The organism is Flavobacterium frigidarium DSM 17623, assembly GCF_000425505.1.
In the GTDB taxonomy this organism is placed as follows: domain Bacteria; phylum Bacteroidota; class Bacteroidia; order Flavobacteriales; family Flavobacteriaceae; genus Flavobacterium; species Flavobacterium frigidarium.
This window is the reverse complement of the sequence record NZ_AUDO01000009.1, coordinates 76,428-102,624: the sequence shown is the minus strand read 5'-3', so window position 1 is coordinate 102,624 and position 26,197 is coordinate 76,428. Positions and strand designations below refer to the sequence as shown.

The 26,197-nt window shown below is 35.3% G+C and carries 18 protein-coding genes and 1 tRNA gene; 11 read left to right on the top strand and 8 right to left on the bottom strand.

Going from position 1 to position 26,197, the window contains the following annotated elements; translation table 11 throughout:
• Positions 1–67 precede the first annotated feature (67 nt).
• The 8 genes from H603_RS0106635 to H603_RS0106600 all read left to right on the top strand — a co-directional run bounded on the left by H603_RS0106635 (position 68) and on the right by H603_RS0106600 (position 11,334).
• Positions 68–2,902, top strand: coding sequence for a TonB-dependent receptor domain-containing protein (locus tag H603_RS0106635; RefSeq protein ID WP_026707843.1), 2,835 nt, complete (start codon positions 68–70; stop codon positions 2,900–2,902).
• Between the two features lie 38 nt (positions 2,903–2,940).
• The gene (locus H603_RS0106630; protein ID WP_026707842.1) at positions 2,941–4,506 is read left to right on the top strand and encodes an SGNH/GDSL hydrolase family protein; all 1,566 of its coding nucleotides are present in this window, start codon (positions 2,941–2,943) and stop codon (positions 4,504–4,506) included.
• 245 nt (positions 4,507–4,751) lie between these two features.
• The gene (atpD, locus tag H603_RS0106625) at positions 4,752–6,263 is read left to right on the top strand and encodes a F0F1 ATP synthase subunit beta (RefSeq protein ID WP_026707841.1); all 1,512 of its coding nucleotides are present in this window, start codon (positions 4,752–4,754) and stop codon (positions 6,261–6,263) included.
• Between the two features lie 78 nt (positions 6,264–6,341).
• Positions 6,342–6,623 (top strand): F0F1 ATP synthase subunit epsilon, encoded by a 282-nt coding sequence (locus H603_RS0106620; protein ID WP_026707840.1) that lies wholly within the window; start codon positions 6,342–6,344, stop codon positions 6,621–6,623.
• A 203-nt stretch (positions 6,624–6,826) separates the two neighbouring features.
• Entirely contained in the window at positions 6,827–7,963 is a 1,137-nt protein-coding gene (locus H603_RS0106615) for an aminotransferase class I/II-fold pyridoxal phosphate-dependent enzyme (protein ID WP_026707839.1), read from the top strand.
• Between the two features lie 107 nt (positions 7,964–8,070).
• Positions 8,071–8,688 carry a dethiobiotin synthase gene (gene bioD, locus H603_RS0106610; protein ID WP_026707838.1) on the top strand — a complete coding sequence of 206 codons (618 nt, stop codon included), beginning with the start codon at positions 8,071–8,073 and terminating at the stop codon, positions 8,686–8,688.
• 75 nt (positions 8,689–8,763) lie between these two features.
• Positions 8,764–10,035: an adenosylmethionine--8-amino-7-oxononanoate transaminase gene (gene bioA / locus H603_RS0106605; RefSeq protein ID WP_026707837.1), complete on the top strand. Its 1,272-nt coding sequence runs from the start codon at positions 8,764–8,766 to the stop codon at positions 10,033–10,035.
• Between the two features lie 144 nt (positions 10,036–10,179).
• The gene (locus H603_RS0106600) at positions 10,180–11,334 is read left to right on the top strand and encodes a beta-ketoacyl synthase N-terminal-like domain-containing protein (RefSeq protein WP_026707836.1); all 1,155 of its coding nucleotides are present in this window, start codon (positions 10,180–10,182) and stop codon (positions 11,332–11,334) included.
• Between the two features lie 120 nt (positions 11,335–11,454).
• Here the strand turns inward: H603_RS0106600 and H603_RS0106595 are convergent, their stop codons facing one another.
• A complete protein-coding gene (locus H603_RS0106595) occupies positions 11,455–11,925 on the bottom strand; it encodes a regulatory protein RecX (protein ID WP_026707835.1) in 471 nt (156 codons plus the stop codon).
• Positions 11,926–12,218: 293 nt separating this feature from the next.
• Here H603_RS0106595 and H603_RS0106590 point away from each other — a divergent pair, with 293 nt between their 5' ends.
• On the top strand, positions 12,219–16,082 hold the full coding sequence (locus H603_RS0106590; RefSeq protein ID WP_084157724.1) for a hypothetical protein: 3,864 nt from the start codon (positions 12,219–12,221) through the stop codon (positions 16,080–16,082).
• Positions 16,083–16,151: 69 nt separating this feature from the next.
• Here the strand turns inward: H603_RS0106590 and bioB are convergent, their stop codons facing one another.
• The 3 genes from bioB to H603_RS0106575 form a co-directional block, all read right to left on the bottom strand.
• On the bottom strand, positions 16,152–17,237 hold the full coding sequence (bioB, locus tag H603_RS0106585; RefSeq protein ID WP_026707833.1) for a biotin synthase BioB: 1,086 nt from the start codon (positions 17,235–17,237) through the stop codon (positions 16,152–16,154).
• A 119-nt stretch (positions 17,238–17,356) separates the two neighbouring features.
• Positions 17,357–17,797: a hypothetical protein gene (locus H603_RS0106580; RefSeq protein ID WP_026707832.1), complete on the bottom strand. Its 441-nt coding sequence runs from the start codon at positions 17,795–17,797 to the stop codon at positions 17,357–17,359.
• Between the two features lie 108 nt (positions 17,798–17,905).
• On the bottom strand, positions 17,906–18,841 hold the full coding sequence (locus H603_RS0106575) for a bifunctional riboflavin kinase/FAD synthetase (RefSeq protein ID WP_026707831.1): 936 nt from the start codon (positions 18,839–18,841) through the stop codon (positions 17,906–17,908).
• A 201-nt stretch (positions 18,842–19,042) separates the two neighbouring features.
• Between H603_RS0106575 and H603_RS0106570 the strand changes: the two genes are divergently transcribed.
• Positions 19,043–21,721: a zinc-dependent metalloprotease gene (locus H603_RS0106570; protein WP_026707830.1), complete on the top strand. Its 2,679-nt coding sequence runs from the start codon at positions 19,043–19,045 to the stop codon at positions 21,719–21,721.
• A gap of 101 nt (positions 21,722–21,822) precedes the next feature.
• Here the strand turns inward: H603_RS0106570 and pth are convergent, their stop codons facing one another.
• From pth to H603_RS0106555, 3 genes are all read right to left on the bottom strand, one after another.
• Complete coding sequence (gene pth, locus H603_RS0106565; RefSeq protein ID WP_026707829.1) at positions 21,823–22,497, bottom strand: aminoacyl-tRNA hydrolase; 675 nt, start codon at positions 22,495–22,497, stop codon at positions 21,823–21,825.
• A gap of 360 nt (positions 22,498–22,857) precedes the next feature.
• A complete protein-coding gene (locus tag H603_RS0106560; RefSeq protein ID WP_026707828.1) occupies positions 22,858–23,472 on the bottom strand; it encodes a 50S ribosomal protein L25/general stress protein Ctc in 615 nt (204 codons plus the stop codon).
• A gap of 74 nt (positions 23,473–23,546) precedes the next feature.
• Positions 23,547–24,488 (bottom strand): ribose-phosphate pyrophosphokinase, encoded by a 942-nt coding sequence (locus H603_RS0106555; protein WP_026707827.1) that lies wholly within the window; start codon positions 24,486–24,488, stop codon positions 23,547–23,549.
• Positions 24,489–24,705: 217 nt separating this feature from the next.
• Between H603_RS0106555 and H603_RS0106550 the strand changes: the two genes are divergently transcribed.
• A tRNA-Leu gene (locus H603_RS0106550) sits at positions 24,706–24,785 on the top strand.
• Between the two features lie 164 nt (positions 24,786–24,949).
• Here H603_RS0106550 and H603_RS0106545 read toward each other — a convergent pair.
• Entirely contained in the window at positions 24,950–25,822 is an 873-nt protein-coding gene (locus H603_RS0106545) for an AraC family transcriptional regulator (protein WP_026707826.1), read from the bottom strand.
• Positions 25,823–26,197: the final 375 nt, after the last annotated feature.

Genomic DNA, 26,197 nt, shown 5'->3' with positions numbered 1-26,197 from the left:
TTAAATAATTGTTAATTTAAAAATTTTAATGTAGTTTAGTTGGACTAATCTTAAAACGGGGCATTAAATGAGAAATTATCTAATTATTTTAATCGCATTCTTTGCAAATATCAGCTTTGCGCAAAATTCTGTGTCAGGGATGGTGCAAGAAAGTTCCAAGCAGTCAATTATAGGGGCTAATGTAACAGTAGTGGGTAGTTCAGATGGTACGGTTACTGATGCACAAGGAAATTTTATTTTAAAAACTTCTAGTAAATTACCATTTTCAATTGAAATTTCTAGCGTTGGTTTTGAATCGAAAAAATTAACAATTACGAGTAAAAATCAGAAAGTTGTTGTGGTTTTGAGCGAAGAAGATAACCTGTTAAATGAGATTGTAGTGTCGGCCTCTCGTACTCCGGAGCGTGTATTAGAGTCTCCCGTTACCATTGAAAGAATGGGAGTTGCTGATATTAAAAAATCGGCATCTGCTTCTTTTTATGATGGTCTAGAAAATATGAAAGAGGTGCAAATGAATACTAGTAGTTTGTCTTTCAAATCGATTAACACTCGTGGATTTGCTACTGTAGCCAATACTCGTTTTATGCAATTGGTTGACGGTATGGATAACGCTTCACCCTTATTAAATTTCGTTTTAGGAAATATGATTGGTATTTCAGAAATTGATGTTCAAAGTGTAGAGCTTTTGCCAGGTGCTTCTTCTGCATTGTATGGTGCAAATGCTTTTAATGGTATTTTATTTATGACGAGTAAAAATCCATTCACAAGTCCTGGAATAACGGCTTATGCAAAATTTGGACAGACTTCTCAAAAAGCTGCCGGAAACAATGATTACATTGATTACGGAATTCGTTTAGCACATGCTTTCAGTCCGAAAATTGCAGCCAAAGCTAACTTTACCTACATGCGCGGTACAGACTGGTTTGCTACAAATACAGATGATAGAACTGTTGCAGGAAGAGATAGAAGCCATTACGGCTATGACGGTATTAATGTGTATGGTGACGAGGTGTCTACTGTAATAGCTGCGCCAACATTGCCTTCTGAAAAAATTTCAAGGACTGGTTATAATGAAACAGATCTTACTGATAATAAAGCAAGTAATACTAAAATCGATTTCTCTTTACATTATAGACCTTTAGGGGACGAAAATCTAGAGGTGATTTGGCAGAGTAAGTTTGGTTATGGTAACGCTGTTTATCAAGGGGCCAACAGATATTATTTGAATAACTTTTTCATGCAGCAGCACAAGCTAGAAGTTAAAGGTAAGAACTTTTTTGTGAGAGGATATACCACTACTGAGGACGGTGGTGAATCGTACGATATGTTGTTTACGGGGATAAATATCAATCGACAATGGAAGTCGGATACGAACTGGTTTACAGATTATGGAAATGCATTTGCTAATGCTACTTTAGCTGGTCAAAAACCTGAAGTTGCTCATAGTGCAGCTAGAAATTTTGCTGATTACAACATTAGCCCTTCCGGCTTAATTGGAGGATTGGTATTAACTCCAAATATTAATGGAAACGACCCAAGAGGAACAAGATTGCTTCCAGGTACTCAGGGTTTTAAAAATGCATTTAATAAAGTTATATCTGGGGAAGATGTGCTTACAGGTTCTAAATTAGTAGACAATTCAAGAATCTACCATTCTGATGCCAATTACAACTTTAAGGATCTAATAGAATTTGCTGAAATACAAGTTGGAGGTTCTTACAGGCAGTACGAGCTGAATTCTCATGGTAGAATTTATACAGATGCTGATGGTCCTATTTTATATAATGAGTACGGTGCTTATACGCAAGTATCTAAAAAAATGATAGATGATCGGTTAAAGTTTACAGGATCTGTGCGTTATGATAAATCTAAGAACTTTGATGGAAATGTTTCGCCTAGGGTTTCATTTGTTTACTCGGGTGGCGAAAGTAGAAAACATAATTTTAGAGCTTCGTTTCAAACGGGTTTTAGAAATCCATCTACGCAAGATCAATATATTGGGTTTAATGTTGGAAGTGCAGTATTATTAGGTTCTGCTCCAGACAACTTAACACGTTTTGTAGAGACAATAGATATTAAAGGTGATGTAGGTAAGGTACTTAACAACGGAAATGGTTCTCAAACTATCGATGGTACAAGAGCGTATAATAACTCTTACCTTGCTTCATCCGTTTTAGCATTTGCGGCAGCGGGAAATCCTGCCTTACTGCAAAAAACTAATGCTAATTTAGTAAAGCCAGAAGAGGTTAAGGCGATTGAATTAGGTTATAGATCATTTATCAATAAAACGTCTATTGATATTAACGGTTACTATAATGTCTATAACAATTTTATAGGTAATTTAAATGTTATTACTCCTTTATATGGGCAAGCTTTAGATGGTGGTGGGTTAACAAATCCAGAAGGGCCAAAAGCTTTACAAGCATTGCAAAGTGGCAATACACGTACTTTTCAATTGTATACTAATACACCTTTAGAAATTAAATCCCTAGGTTTCGGAATAGGTCTGGGTAGAAAAGTTTACAGAGATTTTGAGGTAAGTGTAAATTACAACTACGCAGATTTTAGTTTTGATCAATCAAAGGACCCTAGTTTTGAAGCAGGATTCAATACACCTAAACACAGAGTTAAAGCATCGTTTGGAAACGAAAAATTATTTGAGAACTTTGGTTTCAATATCAGTGCTAGATACAGCAGCTCTTATTTGTGGCAATCTTCTATGGTTGACGGTATGATTGATGCTGCTACCGTTGTTGATGCTCAGGTGAATTATAGTTTTCCTAAACTAAAGTCAATATTAAAAATTGGTGCTGCTAATATTGGAGGAAAAGAATATGCTCAAGTATTGGGTGCAGGTCTAATTGGTCAGCAATATTTTGCTTCATGGACCATTACTCCGTAAACTGACAGTATTTCTTAATAAAATAAAAACATCTAAAAATGATAAAAAATATAAAAGCGCTACTATTAGTCTCTTTATCTATGGTAGCTTGTAGTAGTGATGATTCAAATGATTCAATGACCGAAGCAGCTGCAACTCCAGGTTCGGCAGTATTTAGTAAATATGTTGCATTAGGAGATTCTTTTGCAGCTGGATACAGTGATGGTGCTCTGTTTATAAAAGGGCAACAAGGCGCGTACCCTAATCTATTAGCGCAGCAATTTGTTGAGGCAGGTGGAGGTGAATTCAAGACTCCATTAGTGTCTGATAATATTGGGGGGTTATTATTTGCTGGTAATCCAGTAGCTGCGGTAAGATTGTATTTTAATGGTGCAGGTCCCGCTCCCGTTGATGGTGCTCCCACTACTGAAGTTACAGCTCGTATTAGCGGGCCCTTCAATAATTTAGGAGTTCCAGGCGCTAAGAGTTATCATTTAGTAGCTCCGGGATATGGAAGTTTTGCAGGGGTGCCAGCCGGAGCTGCAAATCCTTACTATGCTCGATTTGCAACTTCAAATACTGCAACTGTGATAGCAGACGCCTTGGTACAAGCGCCAACATTTTTTTCTCTATGGATTGGTGGTAACGATGTTCTTGGTTATGCTACATCTGGTGGAGTTGGTGTAAATCAAACGGGTAATGCAAACCCTGCTACTTACGGTTCAAGTGATATCACTGATCCTGCGGTTTTTGCAAATATATATTCGAGTTTGGTGACTAATTTAACTGCTAATGGAGCTAAAGGCGTTGTGGCTAATCTGCCTTATGTTAATACGCTTCCTTATTTTAAAACAGTTCCATACAATCCTATATCTGTTACTGTGCTTGGAGGAGGAAATGTTGCAGTAGGAGAGGCAACAGTGGCACAGCTCAACACTTTATTGTATGGACCTCTAAATGCTGCTTTAACAGCTTTTGGGGCTAGTGATCGTATTAAATTACTATCTGCCACGACTTCAAATCCATTATTAATTAAAGACGAATCATTACCTAATTTATCTGCTCAATTAACTGCTGCTTTTACTCCTTCGTTAGGAGCGCAAACAGCAGCTTTTTACGGTGCTGTTTTTGGTCAGGCACGTCAAGCTACTGCTACTGATTTAATTCTATTACCTACTCAGTCAGTTATTGGGGCGGCTCCTACTACTAGTAATTCTGGTCTTGGGATGGCTCCGCCTTCCCCTTTAAATAAGTTTGGAATTACTTTTCCATTGCAAGATACTCATGTTTTGATTCCATCAGAGATTTCTGAAATTAAATTGGCTACAGATGCCTACAATGTAAGTATTAAGGCGGCAGCAGACTCAAAAGGATTGGCATTTGTTGATACTAAGGCTATTATGACACAGCTGTCAACGGGAGGTATCGTAGCGAATGGTTTTACAACTACATCTGCTTATGTTACAGGAGGTGGTTTTTCATTGGACGGAATACATCCAAGTCCTAGAGGTTATGCTTTAATAGCAAACGCATTTAGCACGGCAATAAATGAAAAGTATGGGGCAACATTGAAAAAGATAGATTTAAGTCTTTACCAAATATTGTTTCCAAAAGTAATTCAATAACGGGAAAGTTAGTGTAGAGGTGAAACCGAACTGTTTTTAAATATTATGGCTTTCATTTCCAATAAAATAGAGTGCGTAAGAGTGTTTTAGATTGCTTATTTTTATCTTAAAGTTTTTTATGTAAAAAATTATTGATTTTTTATTTTAAAAAATTATCTTTGCACTCTGAAAAAAGGATGTAATCGATAAGTTTCGATTAGTTTTATTTCATAAACCTAAATAGCTATTTAATAAATACATAAGTAATGTCAAAAGTAATAGGAAAAGTTGCGCAAATCATTGGTCCAGTAGTTGATGTAGTTTTCAACGGTAAAGATGTTGAACTTCCAAAAATTTATGATTCATTAGAAATCACAAAAAAAGATGGTACTTTATTAGTACTTGAAGTACAATCTCACATCGGAGAGAACACTGTTCGTACCATTTCAATGGACTCAACAGATGGTTTGAGTAGAGGTTATGAAGTAGTAGGTACTGGAAACCCAATTCAAATGCCAATTGGAGCAGATGTTTACGGACGTTTGTTCAACGTAATTGGTGATGCAATCGATGGTTTACCTGAATTGCCTAAGACTGGTGTAAACGGAATGTCAATTCACCGTCAAGCTCCTAAATTTGAAGATTTATCAACTTCATCAGAAGTTTTATTCACAGGTATTAAAGTAATCGATTTAATTGAGCCTTACTCAAAAGGGGGTAAAATTGGATTGTTTGGTGGAGCCGGTGTTGGTAAAACAGTATTGATTCAAGAGTTGATTAACAATATCGCAAAAGGTCACGGTGGACTTTCAGTATTCGCAGGAGTAGGAGAAAGAACACGTGAAGGAAATGACTTACTTCGTGAGATGTTAGAGTCAGGTATTATAAAATACGGTGATGAATTCATGCACTCTATGGAAAATGGAGGATGGGATTTATCTAAAGTAGATTTACCAGGAATGAGAGAGTCAAAAGCTACTTTCGTTTTCGGACAAATGAATGAGCCACCAGGAGCTCGTGCTCGTGTAGCACTTTCTGGATTATCTATCGCTGAATATTTCCGTGATGGTGCAGGAACTGATCAAGGTAAAGATGTATTATTCTTTGTTGATAATATCTTCCGTTTTACTCAAGCAGGTTCTGAGGTTTCGGCACTTTTAGGTCGTATGCCATCTGCAGTAGGATACCAACCAACATTAGCTACAGAAATGGGAGCGATGCAAGAGCGTATCACATCTACAAACAAAGGATCTATTACATCTGTACAAGCGGTTTACGTACCTGCAGATGATTTAACTGACCCGGCACCAGCAACAACGTTTGCTCACCTTGATGCAACAACAGTATTGTCTCGTAAGATTGCTGAGCTAGGTATTTATCCAGCGGTTGACCCGTTAGATTCTACTTCTCGTATCTTAACACCACAAATTCTTGGTGATGAGCATTATGACTGTGCACAAAGAGTGAAAGAAATTCTTCAAAAATACAAGCAATTGCAAGATATTATCGCGATTCTTGGTATGGAAGAATTATCTGAAGAAGATAAATTAGCGGTTTCTAGAGCACGTCGTGTACAACGTTTCTTATCTCAACCTTTCCACGTAGCAGAGCAGTTTACAGGATTGAAAGGAGTTTTAGTAGATATCAAAGATACTATCAAAGGATTCAATATGATTATTGACGGTGAATTAGATCACTTGCCAGAATCAGCATTCAACCTTAAAGGTACTATCGAAGAGGCTATCGAAGCTGGAGAAAAAATGTTAGCAGAAGCTTAAAAAATAGTTTAAGGTTTAAAGTTTAAGGTTCACAAGCAACTTTAAACTTTAAGCTTTTAAACCTTTAACTACAAAAATATGTTATTAGAAATAGTATCACCAGAGGCATCTTTATTTAAAGCAGAAGTTACTTCAGTAGCTGTACCAGGTGTTGATGGTAGCTTCCAAATATTAAGTAATCACGCGCCAATCGTTTCAATACTTGAAAAGGGAATCGTGAGTATTTCAGCTCCATCTTTCCAATTAAGTAAAGAAGCATCAGCGATCTTCACGAAGATTAATGATCAAAATTATACACTAGCGATTTCTTCTGGAACGTTAGAAATGAAAGACAATAAAGTGATTATTTTAGCTGACTAAAACGTTTCACAATATTATATATTTAAAGCCAAGCATTTATGTTTGGCTTTTTTATTTGGAGCTATTCCAGCTATTCATTGCAATCTTTATATCAGGAACCTGTTTCATGTTCCTGAAACATGTTCCTGATAAAAAGGATTTTCATTGCTATCTGGGCTAAAAGATACCTGCAATTATTCATATTAATTAATAACTTTGGAGATATGAAATTACCGGATAATCTTCTCAAAAAACTTGATGTTCGCCACAGCGAAAATGCACTCAGAAAATTGCCTAATGCAAATAATCTAACTGATTTTTCTTCTAATGATTATTTAGGGTTTTCTCAATCAGAAGCGATTTTTAATCAAACGCATCAATTTTTGCTTGAACATAAGTATTCTCAAAATGGTGCGACTGGTTCACGATTAATTTCAGGAAATCATCCGTTATATCAAACCACTGAAGATTATATTAGCGAGTTTCATAACGCAGAGGCTGCTTTGATTTTTAATTCAGGTTATGACGCTAACGTTGGTTTTTTTAGTAGTGTGCCTCAAAAAGGAGATTTAATCCTTTATGACGAACTTTGTCATGCTTCAATTAGAGACGGAATCAAATTATCTAATGCAAAAGCATATAAGTTTACTCATAATGATTTTGAAGAGCTTGAAGCGCATATAATACGTCATAGCGTTGATAATATCTATATCGTCACTGAAAGCGTTTTCTCTATGGATGGCGACGCCCCTAATCTTGAAGAATTAATAGCAGTTTCTAAAAAGCATAGTTGTTATTTAATCGTTGATGAAGCCCATGCTCTTGGTGTATATGGAAATAAAGGTGAAGGCTTAGTCCAAATGCTGAATTTACAAGATGAAATTTTTGCAAGAATTATGACCTTCGGTAAAGGTCTAGGATGTCATGGTGCGGCTATTTTAGGTTCAAATGACTTAAAAGATTATTTAGTAAATTTTGCTCGTAGCTTTATTTATACGACTGGACTTTCACCACATGCTATAGCTACTATTTTGATAGCATATCAATATTTAGCCAGTCTAGATGATGGCTTAATTACGTTGAGATCAAACATCGTGCATTTTAACCAACAAAAAATGTTACTCGGTTTAAAACCAATGTTTGTACAGTCTAAATCAGCGATACAATCAGCGATACTTCCCGGAAATGATAAAGTGAAAGCAATAGCACAAAAATTTGTAGATAGTGGTTTTAATGTCAAGGCAATATTATCTCCCACAATTCCCGAAGGACAAGAACGCCTCCGTTTTTGTTTGCATAGTTACAATTCGAAGGAAGAAATTTCAGAAGTTTTGTCAATGTTGAGTACTTTTGTATTTTAATAATCTCACAGAGCTTTACAGAGGGAATAAGCAGAGCTCCACCGAGAGTTTGTAAACGTTTCGAATCTCTGATTTAATTTTTATAACTCTGTGAAATAAATTGTAATATGAAAATATTTGTAACAGGAATAGGTACCGATGTGGGTAAAACAATCGCTTCATCAATCATGACAGAGTCTTTACAAGCAGACTATTGGAAACCAATACAAGCGGGAGATTTAGATAATTCAGATAGCCATAAAATAGAGCGTTACATTAGTAATGATCAAACGGTTATTCACCCTAATAGCTATAAGTTAAACACCCCAGCTAGTCCACATTTAGCAGCTGAAATAGACGGAATTACTATTGATATTGATGAAATATCTGCACCCAAAACTGATAATCATTTAGTTATCGAAGGTGCAGGAGGTTTATTTGTTCCGTTAAATAACCAAGATACAATTGTCGATTTAATCCAATCAGATTATAAAGTTGTGGTTGTTTCTAGACATTACTTGGGGAGCATTAATCATACACTGCTAACTATCGAAGCACTTCATAACCGCAAGATTGCTATTGCAGGTATTATTTTCAGTGGGGAGAAAAATGACGCAACCGAATCGATTATTTTATCAAAAACAGGAATTAAATTTATCGGACGTATTGAACAAGAACCTTATTTTGATCAAAATGTAATCAAGGATTATGCTGACCAATTTAGAGAAAATTTGTTAAGTCTATAAACAAAATGCATTTTGCTCTTGGCATGTGGCAGGCTGTTTATCTCTGCGTATCTTTGCAGCATAATTTATAGTATTATGACATTATCAGAAAGAGACCAACAATATCTTTGGCATCCTTATACTCAACATAAAACGGCTGCGCTTCCTATCGCTATTAAAAGAGGGGGAGGGGCCTTGCTGTGGGACGAAAACGATAAAGAATACATCGATGCAATTGCTTCATGGTGGGTTAATCCTTATGGACATAGCAATAAGTTTATAGCAGATGCTATTTACAAGCAATTAACGACTTTAGAGCACGTTCTTTTTGGTGGTTTTACACATGAACCGGCAATTGTTTTAAGTGAGAAATTAATCGAAATTTTACCAAGCAATCAGCAAAAAATATTTTTTTCTGACAATGGCTCTACTGCGGTTGAAGTGGCCATTAAAGTTGCTTTGCAATTTTTCTTTAATAAAGGCGAAAAGCGCACGACGATAATTGCATTCGAAAATGCCTTTCATGGAGACACTTTTGCAGCAATGGCAGCAAGCGGAATATCATTTTATACCCAAGCTTTTGAAGGAATGTTTATTGATGTAGTGCGTATACCTGCACCCATTAAAGGGCAGGAGCAGGAAAGCTTTGATGCATTAAAAAATCAAATTAAGAACAATAATTGCGCCGGCTTTATTTTTGAACCTTTGGTACAAGGTGCTGCCGGAATGGTAATGCATGAACCAGAAGCCTTGGCAAAGTTGATTACGATATGCAAGGAAAATAATGTTTTGACAATTGCTGACGAAGTAATGACTGGTTTTGGTAAGACAGGTAAAACTTTTGCAATGGATTATGTCGGTGTTTTGCCAGATATGATGTGTTTGTCAAAAGCGCTTACTGGAGGGACAATACCCATGGCAATTACCACATTTACAAACGAAATTTTTGATGCTTTTTACGACGAAGATATCAATAAAGCCTTGTTTCACGGACACACCTTTACTGCAAATCCCACAGGTTGTGCCGCAGCTCTGGCGAGTTTAGAACTACTAAATACTCCAGAAATGCAAGGAAATTTAGTTCGGGTGAATAAAAATCATTTGACTTTTCAAGCCAAAATAAAACAGCATGATAAGGTTAAAACTACTCGAGTGCTTGGAACTATTTTTGCCTTGGAGATAAAAACAGATGGCGCTGCGAGTTACTACGGAAGTTTGAGAAATAAACTATATGATTTTTTTATAGAGAATGGTGTTATCTTAAGACCCGTGGGAAATATCGTTTATATTTTACCACCATACATAATCACAGATAGTCAATTAGAAAAAATATATCAAGTAGTTGAGCAAGCCCTTGAAATAATTTAATTTGTAGCTAATCCTGCTATACGTTGCAATCTTTATTGCCTCCTTAAGAAAGGAGGTAATAAAGGATTTTCACTGCTATCAGGGCTAAAAAGCTTTAGATTATCAATAAAAAGGGTACGACTACCCAAAATACAACTTAGAATTTTGTCACAAATTATATCTATTACTGCACTCGCTTCTATTTCTCCATTAGGGAATGATCCACAACTTATTTGGAATAATTATCTTAATGATAAACATTTTTTTGTTCAAAAGAATATAGATAAAGCGCCCACATTTGTCGCTCCACTCGATGCGGATTCAATTGCTAAAATTGAAGAATTGAAACATTCAGATCCCAAGTATAAATTTCTAGACAATTCAGTTTTATATGCTATGGAGGCTTCGCGTGCGGCAATCAAGCAAGCAGCATGGGGAGCAGCAGATGTCTTCGGAATCAACATTGGTTCTTCTCGCGGAGCTACTGATTTATTCGAAAAGCACCACCAAGAATATCTAGAAACTGGTAAAGCACAAACATTGGCATCACCCACAACTACCTTAGGGAATATCTCTTCATGGATTGCGCATGATTTACAAAGTTCGGGTCCTGAGATATCACATTCTATCACTTGTTCTACGGCACTACACGCTGTTTTAAATGGAGTTGTGTGGTTAAAATCGGGAATGGTAGATAAATTCATGGTTGGCGGTAGTGAAGCACCTTTAACCGACTTTACAATTGCACAAATGCGTGCCTTAAAAATTTACTCACGATCTGACGAAGCCTATCCAAACAGGGCATTAGATTTAGAGAAAATGCAAAATACCATGATACTTGGTGAAGGTGCAGCAGTTTGTTGTTTAGAAATAGGCAAAAAAGAAAATGCATTGGCATTTATCGAAGGCATAGGTTACGCAACAGAGATTTTAGAACACAACATATCAATTTCAGCAGAGGCCGTTTGTTTTCAAAAATCAATGAAAATGGCGCTGCAAAATACCAAGCTATCAGAGGTTGATGTCATTGTTATGCACGCACCTGGAACTATAAAAGGAGATTTAACCGAGTATAAAGCCATTCAGAAAGTCTTTGGCGAAAGCCTGCCTTTATTGACTACAAATAAGTGGAAAATCGGACATACTTTTGGAGCCTCAGGATTATTGAGTTTAGAGTTGGCTATCCTAATGATGCAACACAATACTTTTATTGGAGTTCCTTTTGCAAAAGCACAAATACAAGAAAAAGCTATTAAAAAAGTATTAGTAAATGCAGTAGGGTTCGGTGGAAACGCAGTAAGTGTATTGCTGAGTTTGTGATTAGTTTCTAGTTTTTATACATCCGCTTTTGTCGCAGATTATAACGAAATGTGTTCATTTATAAAAAGAAGCATCCACCTTTTATTTCGTAATAGAAAAATTAGCAAAATATTTCATTGCTTAAGCAGTTTCTAATTCTTTGACTTTTTCGTAAATCAACGAAGACTCAAAACCTTTACGTAGCAAACTATCACAAACTTTCTTTCTTTTCTTCATAGTGTTTGTTTCTCTTGTGTTTTCCCAAGTTCGTAAAGCTAATTTTTCGAAAGTCTCAAAATATTCTTCAGGAGTAATCTCTTTTAATGCAGTTGTGATTAAGCGTTGATTTATCTTTCGAAATTTTAGTTCGTTCGTAATTCTAATGTTTCCCCAATGTTTAATACGGTGTTTCCCTCTAGCAAAACTGCGAGCAAAACGCTCCTCGTTTAAAAAATTATCTTTAATTAGTTGCGCTATAATTTGATCTATTTCATTAGAATCCATTTTCATAGAACGTAATTTCGACTCTACCTCTTCGTGACAACGCTCTTGATAAGCGCAATAATGTTCGATTTTTTTAAGAGCGTCTTTTATGGTGTATGTGGGATTCATTCTAATAAAGTTAAACTTTTTAAGTTTTGGTGAGAAACAAAGTTATGGCTTAATTACCTCTATATGGCTTATTGTGGCATTTTTTTATACTTCTGGCTGAATTTAAAATGGCGCTTAATTGTTTTTAAATCTATAGCGAAGTACGTTTTGTATTATTAAAAATTTTAACATATATTTGTAACTAATTGTTATTTAGGATATTATTTATATTCTTTCCCTCCCCCTTATCAGGCATATTAATTACTGTTGGATTAAAAACTAATCCATTATACTAATTTAATACCCTATAAATTTTGATTCGAAAAATTACTCTTCTGCTTTTTATAGCATCTTTAAATTTCCATTATTGTGCGGCCCAAGAAGGTTTGGTCGATAGAACTTTTAATACTTATGACGACGGACTCAAAGGAGACGGCTTTGATAAGACTGTTAGGACTTTAGCCGTCCAAGCAGATGGGAAACTAATTGTAGGTGGTGACTTCTTAAATTTTAATGGGAGTAACTTGCCTTTTTTATGTAGGTTAAATATAGATGGGTCTGTAGATGAAACTTTTGATTTAGGCGACGGATTTGATAAAAAAGTGGAGAAAGCAGTAATTCAAGAAGATGGCAGAATCATCGTCGCAGGTTCTTTTACAAATTATGACGGTTTTTCTGTGGGACGCTTATTACGGTTGAACCCTGATGGATCGCGTGACATAAGTTTTGATACAAGTATAGCTGCTCAAAATAATATCATGTATGATATAGAATTACAAGCTGACGGTAAACTGATAGTTGTGGGGAGTTTGACTAAATATAATGGGATTAAGATTGGTCGAATAGTCAGACTTTTACCTGATGGTATTATCGATCCTAGTTTTCAGCCTGTGTCTGGAGCCAGTGGTTTAATTAGAGAAGTCAGTATCTTAAAAAATGGCAAAATTGTTATAGGAGGTACATTTGAAAGTTATGATGGTATTAGTTGTAACAAAATTATGCAGTTAAACCCAGACGGAAGTCCTGATACTTCATTTAATACTGGATCGGGGTTTGATGAAGGTGTTACTGCCTTAGATGTTCAAGCAGATGGGAAAATAATTGTAGGAGGTACGTTTACGCTATACAATGGGATGGCTGCTAATAAAATTATACGTTTAAATCCTGATGGATCTGCTGATGGCACTTTTCATTCAGGTACAGGAATTAGTAATAGTAGTGTTGCTGTAATTGAAGTAATGCCATCTGGCTACATTATGGTAGGAGGTGGATTTACTCGTGATTACAATGGTGTCGATGCTAGAAAAATTATTCAACTAAATCCTAACGGAACAATTAATTCTTCGTTTGACATTGGTGGAGGACCGGCAACAGCGACGGTTTATGCATTTGCAAAAGGTATAGATGGAAGCTGGTTTGTAGGTGGTTCATTTTCAGTTTTCGATAAAAAAAATAGAGGTAGACTCGCTAAACTTGATTCTAGCGGAGCTTTAGATGAAGATTATCTAAGTGCTAAGGTTGGTTTTAATAATTCGGTTTACAAGGCTGTCGCTTTAAAAAATAGCCAGACTATGATCTTTGGTAACTTTAGTACTTTCAATGGTAAAGATGCGTCTAGAGTAGCACGGTTAAATGAAGATGGGAGTTTGGATGATAACTTTAATAGCAGCGGTTCTGGTGCAAATAATACGGTCAGGACAGCTGTACTGCAAACAGATGGAAAAGTTATTATGGCTGGTGCTTTTACTAAATATAATGACGAAGTAATAAGCAAAATCGTTAGACTCAACGATGACGGAACTACAGATGTAACTTTTGAAAATGGAAGTTCGATAAATAATCAAATTTATGTTTTAGCATTGCAAGATGATGGCAAAATATTAGTGGGTGGCAGCTTCAAAAAGTACAATGGTACAGAAGTGAATCGGCTGGTTAGATTGCTATCTAATGGTGCGGTAGACGCGAGTTTTAATACGGGCTCTGGACCAGATGGAACGGTAGAATCCATTGTAGTTCAAGACGACGGAAAAGTAATAGTTGCGGGAAAATTTCTTTCTTTCAATGGTAAAAGTTTTAATAGATTAGTCCGGTTAAACTCAGATGGTAGTGTTGATACCGCTTTTAATACTGGGATTGGTTTTGATAAAAATTTGTACGCCATCGCTTTACAATCGGATCAAAAAATTATTGTAGGTGGTATTTTTCAGAATTATGATTTAGTATTAAAGAAACGATTAGTGAGATTAAATATTGATGGGAGCATAGACGAAACTTTTCTAACGGGAAAAGGGATGAGTAATGGTACTGTTCGGTCCATTTTAGTTCAGCCTGATGATCGTTTAATTATTGGCGGTACGTTTACGGGAAATTACGATGGAAGCGCTGTTAAAAGAATTGCGAGACTAAATTCAGATGGAAGTTTTGATAATTCTTTTCAGGTAGATTTAAATAGTACACTATATGCGACAGCATTTACCGCCAAGAACAAATTGATCATTGGTGGTAATTTTAATTCGGTTTCTGGCTTAGCAAATCATCGTGTAGCTCGAATTAATTTGTGCTTGAACTCCACTAGATGGGATGGTTCCAGTTGGTCAAATGGGATGCCTACATCAGAGAAAAGTATTATTTTTTCTGATGACTTTACTAGTACTGTTTCTTTAGAAGGATGTAGTTGCATAATTGCCGAAGGGAAAAAAGTCACAATGAGAGAGCAACATAGTTTGTCTCTAACAAATAATTATTCGGGATTGGGAAAGCTAATTTTAAAACATGGTGCTTCGCTTTATCAGAATGACGATGACATGATAAATATGGGTGTGGGAATAGTTGAGAAGAAGAGTGATTTAATGGTTAATTCGGATTACTCATTATGGTCATCAGCGGTGGCCGGACAAATAGTAAATGCAGCAACACCTCAAAAAGATTTGAATAAATTTTTCACTTATAATTCAATTGATAAAGGTTGGGTTGTAATGGATTCTTCTACTGAAATGAAAGCCGGATTAGGATACCGAATTGATACACCAAACAATTTTGACGCTGCTACAAGAAATTCGTTTACAGCTAGTTTTCAAGGAATACCAAATAATGGAGAATACCAAATTAAACTTGGTACAACAAATTCTATACAATTAGTTGGAAATCCTTATCCTTCAGATGTAGACGCAAATCAATTTTTAATAGAAAATCAAAACAGAATTAATGGTACTATTTATTTCTGGGAGCATGACAATTATAATGTTGATAATGCAAAGGCTAAATCTGGTTATGCAGTTTACAATTTATTTGGAGGAGTAGGGGTAGCATCGCCAAAATTAGAAGGAGATAAAAAAAGCAGACCAAATGGAAGAATTTCTTCGGGAAAAGCTTTTTTTGTGTCTGCAGATGCAAGTAACGAAACGATAATTTTTAATAATGCCATGCGTTTAAAAAATGTTGGTAGTGCACCATTAGCACCAGAAATACCTAGTATAGACAAGCACCGTTTGTGGCTATCTATGTATAATGATAGTAAGGAATATAAAGAGTTGTTAGTAGGATACTCTAAAGTGGCTACAGATCTTTATGATAAGCAATATGATGGAGAAGTGTTTGTGAGAGAAGGTACTCTAAATTTTTACACTTCTGTAGGGAAAAAACAGTTGGCAATTCAGGCTTTTAATACGTTCGACGACTCTGATGAAATCCCTTTAAGCTACAGCGTAGTTTCAGCTGGGGAATACGAGGTTGCATTAGTAGACTATGATGGATTATTTACTGATAAAGACATATACTTATATGATCGCACTACAGATAGTATTCATGAAACCAAAGGTTCAAGTTATAAATTTGTCACTAATGCCGGCGTATATGATAATCGTTTTAAAATTGTTTTTAAAGATGAACCAAAAGATGAAGTTACGGATGATCCGGTAGTAATTGAGGATGAAAATCCTGAATTTTTAAATCAATCTCTAATGTCTATTGTTATGCACAATAAAAAGCTTGAAATAGCTGCAGAGGATCAGATCAACCATATTTTAATTTATGATGTTTCAGGTAGGGAAGTGTATAGGAAAATGGATATAAATAGCAATTATGTTGCGCTTGAAAATATTTTGAACGTCAGAGCTGTTTATATTGTAAAGGTGGTAACCTTAAGTAATGAGCTATTTACAAAGAAGGTGATCTATTAAAGTCCTAAAAAGAAGAAATCCCGCTAACCTTAAGATTAGCGGGATTTATATTTTATAAATATGTTCTTTTTATTTTCCTTTTGTAGATGCTTCTAAGTTACGATCAATTGTGTGACCAGGTCTAGACCATTTTGGTTTTTCCCCTAAAGTTGTAAACTGAGAATCTTGTGCTTCAACAGTTGCCGGTTGCGATACTTTAGTAAATGGTTTTTGTGGATTTAAACCTAACATTTCAAACATTTTCATGTCTTCGTTAACATCAGGATTAGGCGTTGTAAGTAATTTGTCTCCAGCAAATATTGAGTTCGCTCCAGCAAAGAAGCACATTGCTTGACCTTCTCTACTCATATTCATTCTACCAGCAGATAAACGCACTTGTGTTTCGGGCATGATGATACGTGTGGTAGCGACCATACGAATCATTTCCCAGATCTCAACAGGTTTCTCCTCTTCCATCGGTGTTCCTTCTACAGCTACAAGAGCATTGATTGGCACTGACTCTGGTTGTGGATTTAGTGTAGACAGAGCAACAAGCATTCCTGCTCTGTCTTCGATACTTTCTCCCATTCCTATAATTCCTCCACTACAAACAGTAACGTTAGTTTTACGTACATTTTCAATTGTTTGTAAACGATCTTCAAAACCACGTGTAGATATTACTTCTTTGTAATACTCTTCAGAAGTGTCTAAATTGTGATTGTAAGCATATAAACCTGCTTCCGCTAAACGCTGTGCTTGATTTTCGGTAATCATACCTAATGTACAACAAACCTCCATGTCAAGTTTATTGATAGTTCGCACCATTTCAAGAACTTGGTCAAATTCTAGTCCGTCTTTTACATTTCTCCAAGCTGCACCCATACAAACTCTAGAACTTCCGCCAGATTTTGCACGTAAAGCTTGCGCTTTAACTTGGCTTACCGTCATTAAGTCATTACCTTCTACAGAGGTGTGGTATCTCGCAGCTTGCGGGCAATAACCACAATCTTCAGGACAACCACCTGTTTTTATTGATAATAATGTAGATACTTGTACCACGTTTGGATCGTGGTGTTCCCTGTGAACCGAAGCTGCTTCAAAAAGCAAATCCATCATAGGTTTGTTATATATTGCAATAATCTCTTCTTTTGTCCAATTATGTTTTGTAATGCTCATTGATACGTTTATTTAATGCACCAAAAGTAAACAAATTGTTCTAAAGAATCAATGCATTACTTTAAAAGCTACTCTGCTTATAAAGATGTAAAGCAATACCATCTGTGATTTAAAATTTATTACGAATCTGAAGGGTAACGTCTTTTCCAAAACAATAGCAATGTGAACGAAACAATTACTGCCGAAACTATCCCTTCGAACAGAAGTGACGTAGAATAACTGGCTATTGTAGGTTCTCCTCCAAATAGAAATGAATCTGATAATGATTCAATATATTTATTACCACCTTTGATATCACTATATATAGCTAAACTTATAATACTTAAAATAACACCTGTTAGTGAAGTTACTAGTGCCGATTTAGCATTGATAGGAAAACTGTTTTTACCCTCTTTATAATTACTTTTCAAAGTTAAATTTGTAAAGTAAAATATAAATACAATGTTGAGCATTCTCATATAGTACAAGTCGCTTAAATTTAGCGCTTGCATTATTAAAAAGTAGATTCCTATTCCTATGAAGATTAGCAATCCGTTTGTTAACTCTCGTGATAATTTCATACGTAAGATTTTAAATTACAAAAACAACTTATTAATTTTTAATAAGTTATAACTCAAATTTACATTATAATTAATGAAAGTTAATTATGGAATTTTTTGATTTTATTACTAGATTTGAATATTTGCTACATATTCTATAGTAATCTTTTTATCTAGATTTAATTGTGTAGTAAGTGCTTCTAATGACTCAAACTTTTGTTCTGGTCTCAAATATTGTAAGAGTGTGATTTTAATTCTTTTATCATAAATGTCTTCGTTAAAATCAATTAGGTGGACTTCGATAGAAAGTGATTTGTTTTCAACAGTGGGGTTAAACCCAATATTCATCATTCCGTAAACTATTTGTTGGTCAATGTTAGTCTCAACAATATATGCACCATTTTGAGGGATTAATTTATAGCCTTCTTCGATATGAATGTTTGCAGTAGGAAACCCTATGGTACGTCCTAATTGTTTTCCTTTAACGATCGTTCCTGTTAAAAAGTAATTGTAACCTAAATATTTATTGGCGAGTGCCATGTCAGCTTCTGATAATGCTTGTCTAATTTTTGTTGAACTTACAGAAATGGCATTTATTTCCTGAACTGATATTTGCTCTACTTCAAATCCGTATTTATGACCAAACTCGATTAAATCATCAATATTAGCTGTTCGATTGCGACCGAATCTGTGATCATGGCCGATAATGATTTTTTGAATATTTAATTTTCCTACTAAAATAGTTTCGACGAAATCTTCAGCTGTTAAACGAGAAAATGTTTCGTCAAATGGATGTACAATTAAATTTTCGACTCCAATTTGCTCTAATAAATCAATTTTTTCTGGAATCGTATTTAGCAACTTTATTTCTGACTGTTCTTGAAGAACCATTCGTGGGTGCGGAAAAAAAGTAAGTACGACACTTTCGTATTTTGAGTTTTCGGTACCTTGAGTGACCTTTTCCAGAATTTTTTTATGACCTATGTGCACGCCATCAAAAGTTCCTAATGTTAGAATTGTCTTTTTATTCGAACTAAAATCGTTAATAGAATTAAAAATCTTCAATGGGATTGTTTTATGATTATGCAAATTTATACTATCTATTTTAAATGAAAGAATATAGAGAATTGATTTTAAGTATTTTTTATAATCCGTTCAATAAAAGAGGGCGTATAGGACAAGCATTAAGATTTACTTAATTGATTTTTATTTTTAAGAATGTTATCGCTCCAAATGTTTTATTTTTGAAGCGATATATATAATAATATGAAAAAAATTACCCTACTTTTTCTTTTTATCGGTTGCTGTTTCAGCATGAGTGGACAAAAACAATCACCTTGGACAGTTGTTAGTAGCTCGATAAACACTGCTGCCGCTAAAAGTGACTCACAAAGCGCAACAAGCAACCAAATGTTATTGCAATTAAATACCACAGTATTAAAAGAAACACTAGAAAGTATTACTGATAGTAAAGGCGCTTCAATAATTATTGTTATTCCAAATAAGGATGGTAAAATGGAACAATTTGAAGTGTGGGAAGCTTCTAATTTTGCTCCCGAACTTCAGGTTAAATACGCCTCTATTCGTGCATATGCAGGTAAAGGAATTACAGATCCAACTGCCTCATTGCGTTTTAGCTTTAGTCCAAGCGGTGTTCAAAGCATGATATTAAGAGGGGATCAGGCAAGTGAGTTTATTGAACCATTTACTGATGATAAAAAATATTACACAGTTATAACAGCTAATAATCGTGCCTCTGGAATGCTGCCTCTGGTTTGCAATACTGTTGATGTTGCTATCAATAAAAATATATTAAATAGCACTGCAAGAGTTTCTAATAGGCCTAAAGTGTTTAAAACGTTGCGATTAGCCTTGTCGTGTACCGCTGAGTATGCTGCATACTTTGGTGGAACAGTAATTAATTCACTAGCAGCAATGAATGCTACTATGAGTAGAGTAAATGGTGTCTTTAATCGAGACTTGTCATTACAGCTCAATTTAATAGAAGACACTGAAAAGCTGATTTATCTAGATGCTAAAACCGATCCATATTCTGAGGCCGCCACTGGTGCCAATGGTGCATGGGGACTTGAGTTGCAAAATAACTTAACTAAGGTGGTTACTAACGCAGGTTACGATATAGGGCATTTATTAGGAGCTTCAGGAGGTGGAGGAAATGCAGGCTGTATTGGTTGTGTTTGTGATGCTCCAACTAGTATAGATCCTTACGGTAAAGGAAGTGCATATACATCGCCGTCAAATAGAAGGCCTGAAGGTGATAGCTTTGATATTGATTTTGTAGCTCATGAAATGGGGCATCAATTGGGTGCAAATCATACTTTTTCCTATACGATTGAAAATAACGGAGTGAGTGTTGAACCTGGAAGCGGTTCTACAATTATGGGCTATGCAGGAATTACTGCGGGTTATGATGTGCAGTCGTCGTCTGATGATTATTTTACACATGCAAGTATCTTACAAATTCAAAAAAATTTAGACACTAAAAATTGTCCAATAGATGTACTTATTGCTACTGATGCGCCAAATGTTGAAGCAGGTAATGATTATACAATTCCTAAGGGGACTGCATTTGTTTTGAAAGGAAGTGCCACATCAACAACAAATACTGGTTTGACTTATACTTGGGAGCAAAACGATAATGCAGTGACGACAGATGGTGATTCTAGTTTTGCAGTGCCTGATAAAGTTGACGGTCCTCTTTTTAGATCATTGCCTCCTAGTGCAAATGCGACTAGGTACATGCCTTTGTATAATGATGTGCTTAATAATAGACTCACGACAACTTGGGAATCTGTGGCAACAGTGGCGCGTAAACTGCACTTTGTGTTAACAGCAAGAGACAATGCATCGTTTGGAAATGCACAAACAAATTATGATGAAGTAACTATAAATGTAAGTGCTTCGACGGGGCCATTTGAAGTGCTTTCTCAAAGTTCAAATGAAGAACATTGGTTGCGTGGACAGTCAAAACTTATCAAATGGGCTGTGAATAATACAAGTACTATTGAAGGAGCATCTAATGTAAATATTAAGTTGTCTATTGATGGCGGGCTTACGTTCCCAATTGTTTTAGCTAATAATACTGCTAATGATGGGAGCGAATCCATTATCGTTCCAGCTGTCATAGCAAAGGAATGCCGGATATTAATAGAGCCTACCGCTAATGTTTTTTATGCTTTGAATAAAACAGCATTTGCAATAGGTTATCAGGTTGCAAATGAGTGTGCAAACTATCCTTATACTACCGCTACAGCTGCAATTATTCCCGAAGCCGCTGCTTACAAAACATTTGAAATTATTGTGCCGGCTAGTACCGCAGTTGTTTCAGATGTGAATTTTAATGTTGCATTTACACATGAATATTTATCAGATGTAGATATGCAGCTTATGAGTCCTAGTGGGACTACCGTGGCTTTGTTTAATAGAAGTTGTGGTGAAAATAGTGGCAGTCTTTCGATTGCATATGACGATGATGGAGGCGTGTTAGCCTGTGGTAATAGTGCATTGCAAACTGTCGCGCCTACTGATGCTCTGGCTGTATTTAATGGTGAGCCCGCGGCAGGAAAATGGGTGTTTAAAATTAGAGATACTTTTTTAGGAGACACTGGTACAATAAACTCGGCATCAATTGCTATCTGTACTAAAGATTTTGCTTTAGACACTACAGATTTGACTAGTGATGTGCTATATGCGTATCCAAATCCAAATAGGGGTGAGTTTACCTTAAAATTTATTTCTAAAGGATTAAATCCTATAGTTGTTAGAATGTTTAATGTGTCTGGTCAAAGTGTTTTCGAAAAAGAATTCAACAAACAAACGACTTTTATAGAGCAAATTCAGCCAAATAATGTTGCTGCTGGTATGTATTTTGTAAAAGTGACAGATGGTGATAAAGAAGAAGTTAGAAAAATTATCATTTATTAATTGGAATATAAAATGCAGTTTGCATAATAGAGATAATACAGACAATACAGACTGTAAATAAAAAAGCGGAGAATCTTTAGATTAAGATTCTCCGCTTTTTTTTACTTTCCGTTGTAGGTGGTCATGGTGTTTTCCAATCCTGCTGTTCCAAAGTTTTTAATAATCTCGGCTGCAGTTTCTAATCTCTCAGGAAGTTTTTCCTTTTCTATATCGTCCCATTCTCCTAACACATAGTCTACTTGTTGGCCTTTTTTAAACTCATCACTGATTCCGAAACGGAAACGTGTGTATTGATTGGTGTTTAAAACAAAATTGATGTTCTTGAGACCATTGTGTCCGCCATCGCTACCTTTTGGTTTGATGCGTATGGTTCCAAAGGAAAGGTTTAAATCATCAGTGATTACAAAGATATTTTCTAATGGAATGTTCTCCTTATCCATCCAGTATTTCACTGCTTTCCCACTTAAGTTCATATACGTGTTTGGTTTCAATAATAGGAGTGTTCTGCCTTTAAATTTATACTCAGCAAGAGCGCCTAGCTTTACTGTTTCGAAAGGAATAGATTCTTTTTTAGCCAAATGATCTAGTACTTTGAAGCCTATGTTGTGTCTCGTATTTACGTATTCGGCACCAATGTTACCTAGTCCTACTATTAGAAATTTTTTACTCACGCTTTCTATATTATTTTTCTGCTGTTCTTGAAGTTCTGGTTTTGTGTAATCTGTATTTTGTACTGTTTCTGTTTTTGAAAACAGTGTTTTGATCCATTGTATCATATTGCAAAAGTAAACTTAATTAGATAAAATGACAATGAGATGATTGGCAAAGTTTCAATGCTTGGTTTATATTGTGCAGTTGAAAACTACTCTCTATATGTTTTTAATTTTTTTTAAAGAGTCTTAGGAGTTATAAACGCTCTTTTATAGCCCCGATAGCAATGGAAATCCTTTTTATCAGCTTTGTCGCGATAAAAAGATTGTAATGAATAGCGGGAGGGAGATTGAAAGAAGTTGCAGTTGTTGTGCTTCTAATAAAGAGATTATGATTTTTATAAAACAAAGAATTCAGAAACTAAGGGGCAAAAAAAAAGCACCAGTAATAAAACTGATGCTTTTGATATGTTGTAGAGAAAAATATTATTTTTTCTTTCCTTTTGCTGGTCCTGCTTTTGCAGCTTTTGCAGCCTCTTGAGCCGCTTTCATAGCAGCACGAGAAATCTTCACTTGACAGATAACAGTGTTGTCTGGGTGCATGATTTTAAAGTCTGGAGTAGGAACTTGAGTAACATATAATTTGTTACCCATGTTAAGTGGAGTAATGTCAGCCTCAACAAAATCAGGAAGATTTTTAGGTAAAGCTTTTACTTTTAATTTACGGTTGTTTAAACGTAAATCTCCACCTGCCATAACTCCTTTAGAGTTACCAACGATTTTAACAGGTACCTCAATAGTGATTTCTTTTTCGTCAAAGATTTGGAAGAAGTCAAGGTGAAGGATTTTGTCAGATACTGGGTGAACTTGGATGTCTTGCATGATAGCGTTAAAAGACTTTCCGTTTGCCAATTCAATCACAACTGTGTGAGCGTTTGGAGTGTAAACCAAGCTTTTGAATGCTTTTTCTTCTGCTGAAAAATGTACTGGTTGATCTCCTCCGTATAACACGCAAGGAACCGCTCCAGCATTACGTAAGGCTTTAGTCGCAACTTTTCCCACGCTTTCTCTTTCTGATCCTTTAATTGTAATCGATTTCATTGTAATATATATAATTGTTAATAATACGTGTTTTGCAGTTTTGTAAATACTTTAATATGTACAAGAACTGTTTGTTACATAATAAACTTCCCGCTAATCGAGTTGTTATGATGTACCATGTGCATTACTTCGGCAAAAAGTGGTGCGCAACTTAGCACTCTTATTTTTTTAGACTCTTTCTTTAATGGGATTGAATCTGTAACTATTAATTCTAATAATTTAGAATTTTCTATCTTCTCGTAAGCTCCTCCTGATAAGATGGCGTGAGTACAAATTGCTCTTACACTTAATGCACCTTTTTCCATCATTAGATCAGCGGCTTTCGCCAAAGTTCCTCCGGTATCAATCATGTCATCAACTAAGATTACATTCTTGCCTTTTACCTCACCAATTAATTCCATGGTATCGATAATATTTGCTTCTTTTCTTTGCTTGTAGCAAATAACGACATCTGATTCTAAGAATTTAGAATAAGCATATGCTCTTTTTGAACCTCCCATATCAGGAGAAGCAATAGTTAAGTTGTCTAATCCTAAACTTTTCACATAAGGTAAAAAGATAGTAGAAGCAAAAAGGTGGTCTACTGGTTTTTCAAAAAATCCTTGAATTTGATCAGCATGCAAATCCATGGTCATTACTCTTGTTGCTCCAGCAGTTTCTAACAATTTTGCTGTTAGTTTAGCTCCTATTGGCACTCTTGGTTTGTCTTTTCTATCTTGTCTAGCCCAACCAAAGTAAGGTATTACAGCTGTAATATGCCTTGCTGAAGCGCGTTTTGCGGCATCAATCATAAGTAGTAATTCCATCAAATTATCAGAATTTGGGAATGTAGAACATACAATAAACACACGTAATCCTCTGATTGACTCTTCGTAAGAAGGTTGAAACTCGCCATCACTATATTTTGACATAGTAACTTTACCTAGTGGAATTCCGTACTCAGCGGAAATTTTTTCAGCTAGATAGACACTTTGTGAACAAGCAAAAATTTTAGCTTCTGGTTCTAGGTGTGACATTTAATTTGTTGTTTTGTAGTTAGTTGTGTGTTGCATTTTTAATGCCGTGCAAATTTATGAAATTTATTCAACTCTGAAAGAAAAAAATTAAGTATTTTTAATTGAATTTTTAATAAAATTATTTACATTTGCACCGTGTTAAAGAAACAGCTATTAGGCTACCACCTTATAGTTCTTTATTGCGTTGAGATGACTGTTGTCATTTCTGTCTGCTAAAGCCCGGATGGCGGAATTGGTAGACGCGCTGGTCTCAAACACCTGTGGGAAACCGTGCCGGTTCGACTCCGGCTCCGGGTACTTAAAAGCCTCTTAATCGACTGATTAAGAGGTTTTTTGCTTTTCAAGGGTGGCCAAAAAGGTGGCGACCAGGTCAAACTTTGTTTTTTGATATTAAATTATAAACAGTAGTTTAGATTATTGGCTACATACTCTCCTTGTATTATTTTAAACATCCTTACAGGCTATTCTAAGTAAGATCGTAATTCCTGTCTATATTGAGAAGCACTTTTCCCTGTAAAATCCTTAAACGACTTATTGAAGTGTCCTAGGTTGTTAAAACCACTTTCGTGTGAAATGGCTGCTATGTTAATTTGTTTTTGAGCAAGCAATTTTGAAGCGTGAACTAGGCGGTAGTCATTAACAAACTTTGTAAACGTCTTATTACTTGTTTTTTTAAAGTACCTACAAAATGAGGGAACGGTCATCGATACCAAGTCAGCTACTTCTTCAAGTGCAATATTTTCATGAAAATGATCTTTGACATAGTTGTATACCACACTCATTCGATCATTATCTTTCATTTGTGTTTCAATTGTAAATTCTTCTGCATTTAGAATGGTGCTATCGTTAGATAATTCAAGTTCGTTAAGAATATTTAGTAAGCCAAGTAATCGTGCTAAAGGATTTAGATCTGCTAGCGCTTCAATTTGAGGGCCAAGAATCTTTTTAGATCGATCGCCAAAAAGAATTCCTTGCTTTGCTTTATTGAATAAATTTTTAATAGTAACCATTTCTGCGGCCTCAGTGAAATTGGAACCTAAGAAGTTGGGATGTATTTGAATTACGGTTTCTCGTTTGCTATCAGTTTCTTCAGTATTAAAACCACAGTGCGGAAGATTGCTACCTATTAATATAAGATCACCATCATGAAAGTGTGATACGTGATTGCCTACTTGTCGCTTACCAGAACCACTACTTATGTAGACTAATTCAATTTCTGGATGGTAGTGCCATTGATTGTTATGGTCATTATTGCTTTTTTCGTGCTTTGATATCGTAAATGAACTCCCAAAGGAAGGAACTATAATTTTTAAGTTGGGTATTATAGGTCTCATTTGTTTTGATTTATTTTAATGCAAAGATATAAAATGTTGTGAATTTGTCAGTTTATTTAACCTTAATCGATTTCGTCAGGTATTAAATAGGCGTATTGTGTGAAAATTCTATTAAATATGTAAAATGGTATTCGCTAAGTTGTAGTTACAATTGTTATGAAATTATTCTTTTCGAAAATTAAGCTAATAGACTTTTAAAATATATTTTTTTCAATATAGTTTGTAGTGGGATACCATATTGTTGATAACTGCTGTTTAAATATATTCGAAAAAAAGAGAAATTAATTTTAATTATCATTTCCTGACGTTTTTGTTTTAGCGTTAGGGTATTGGTAGGTAATTTGGTTGCAAGTGGCAGAATTTTCTAGATTCAAA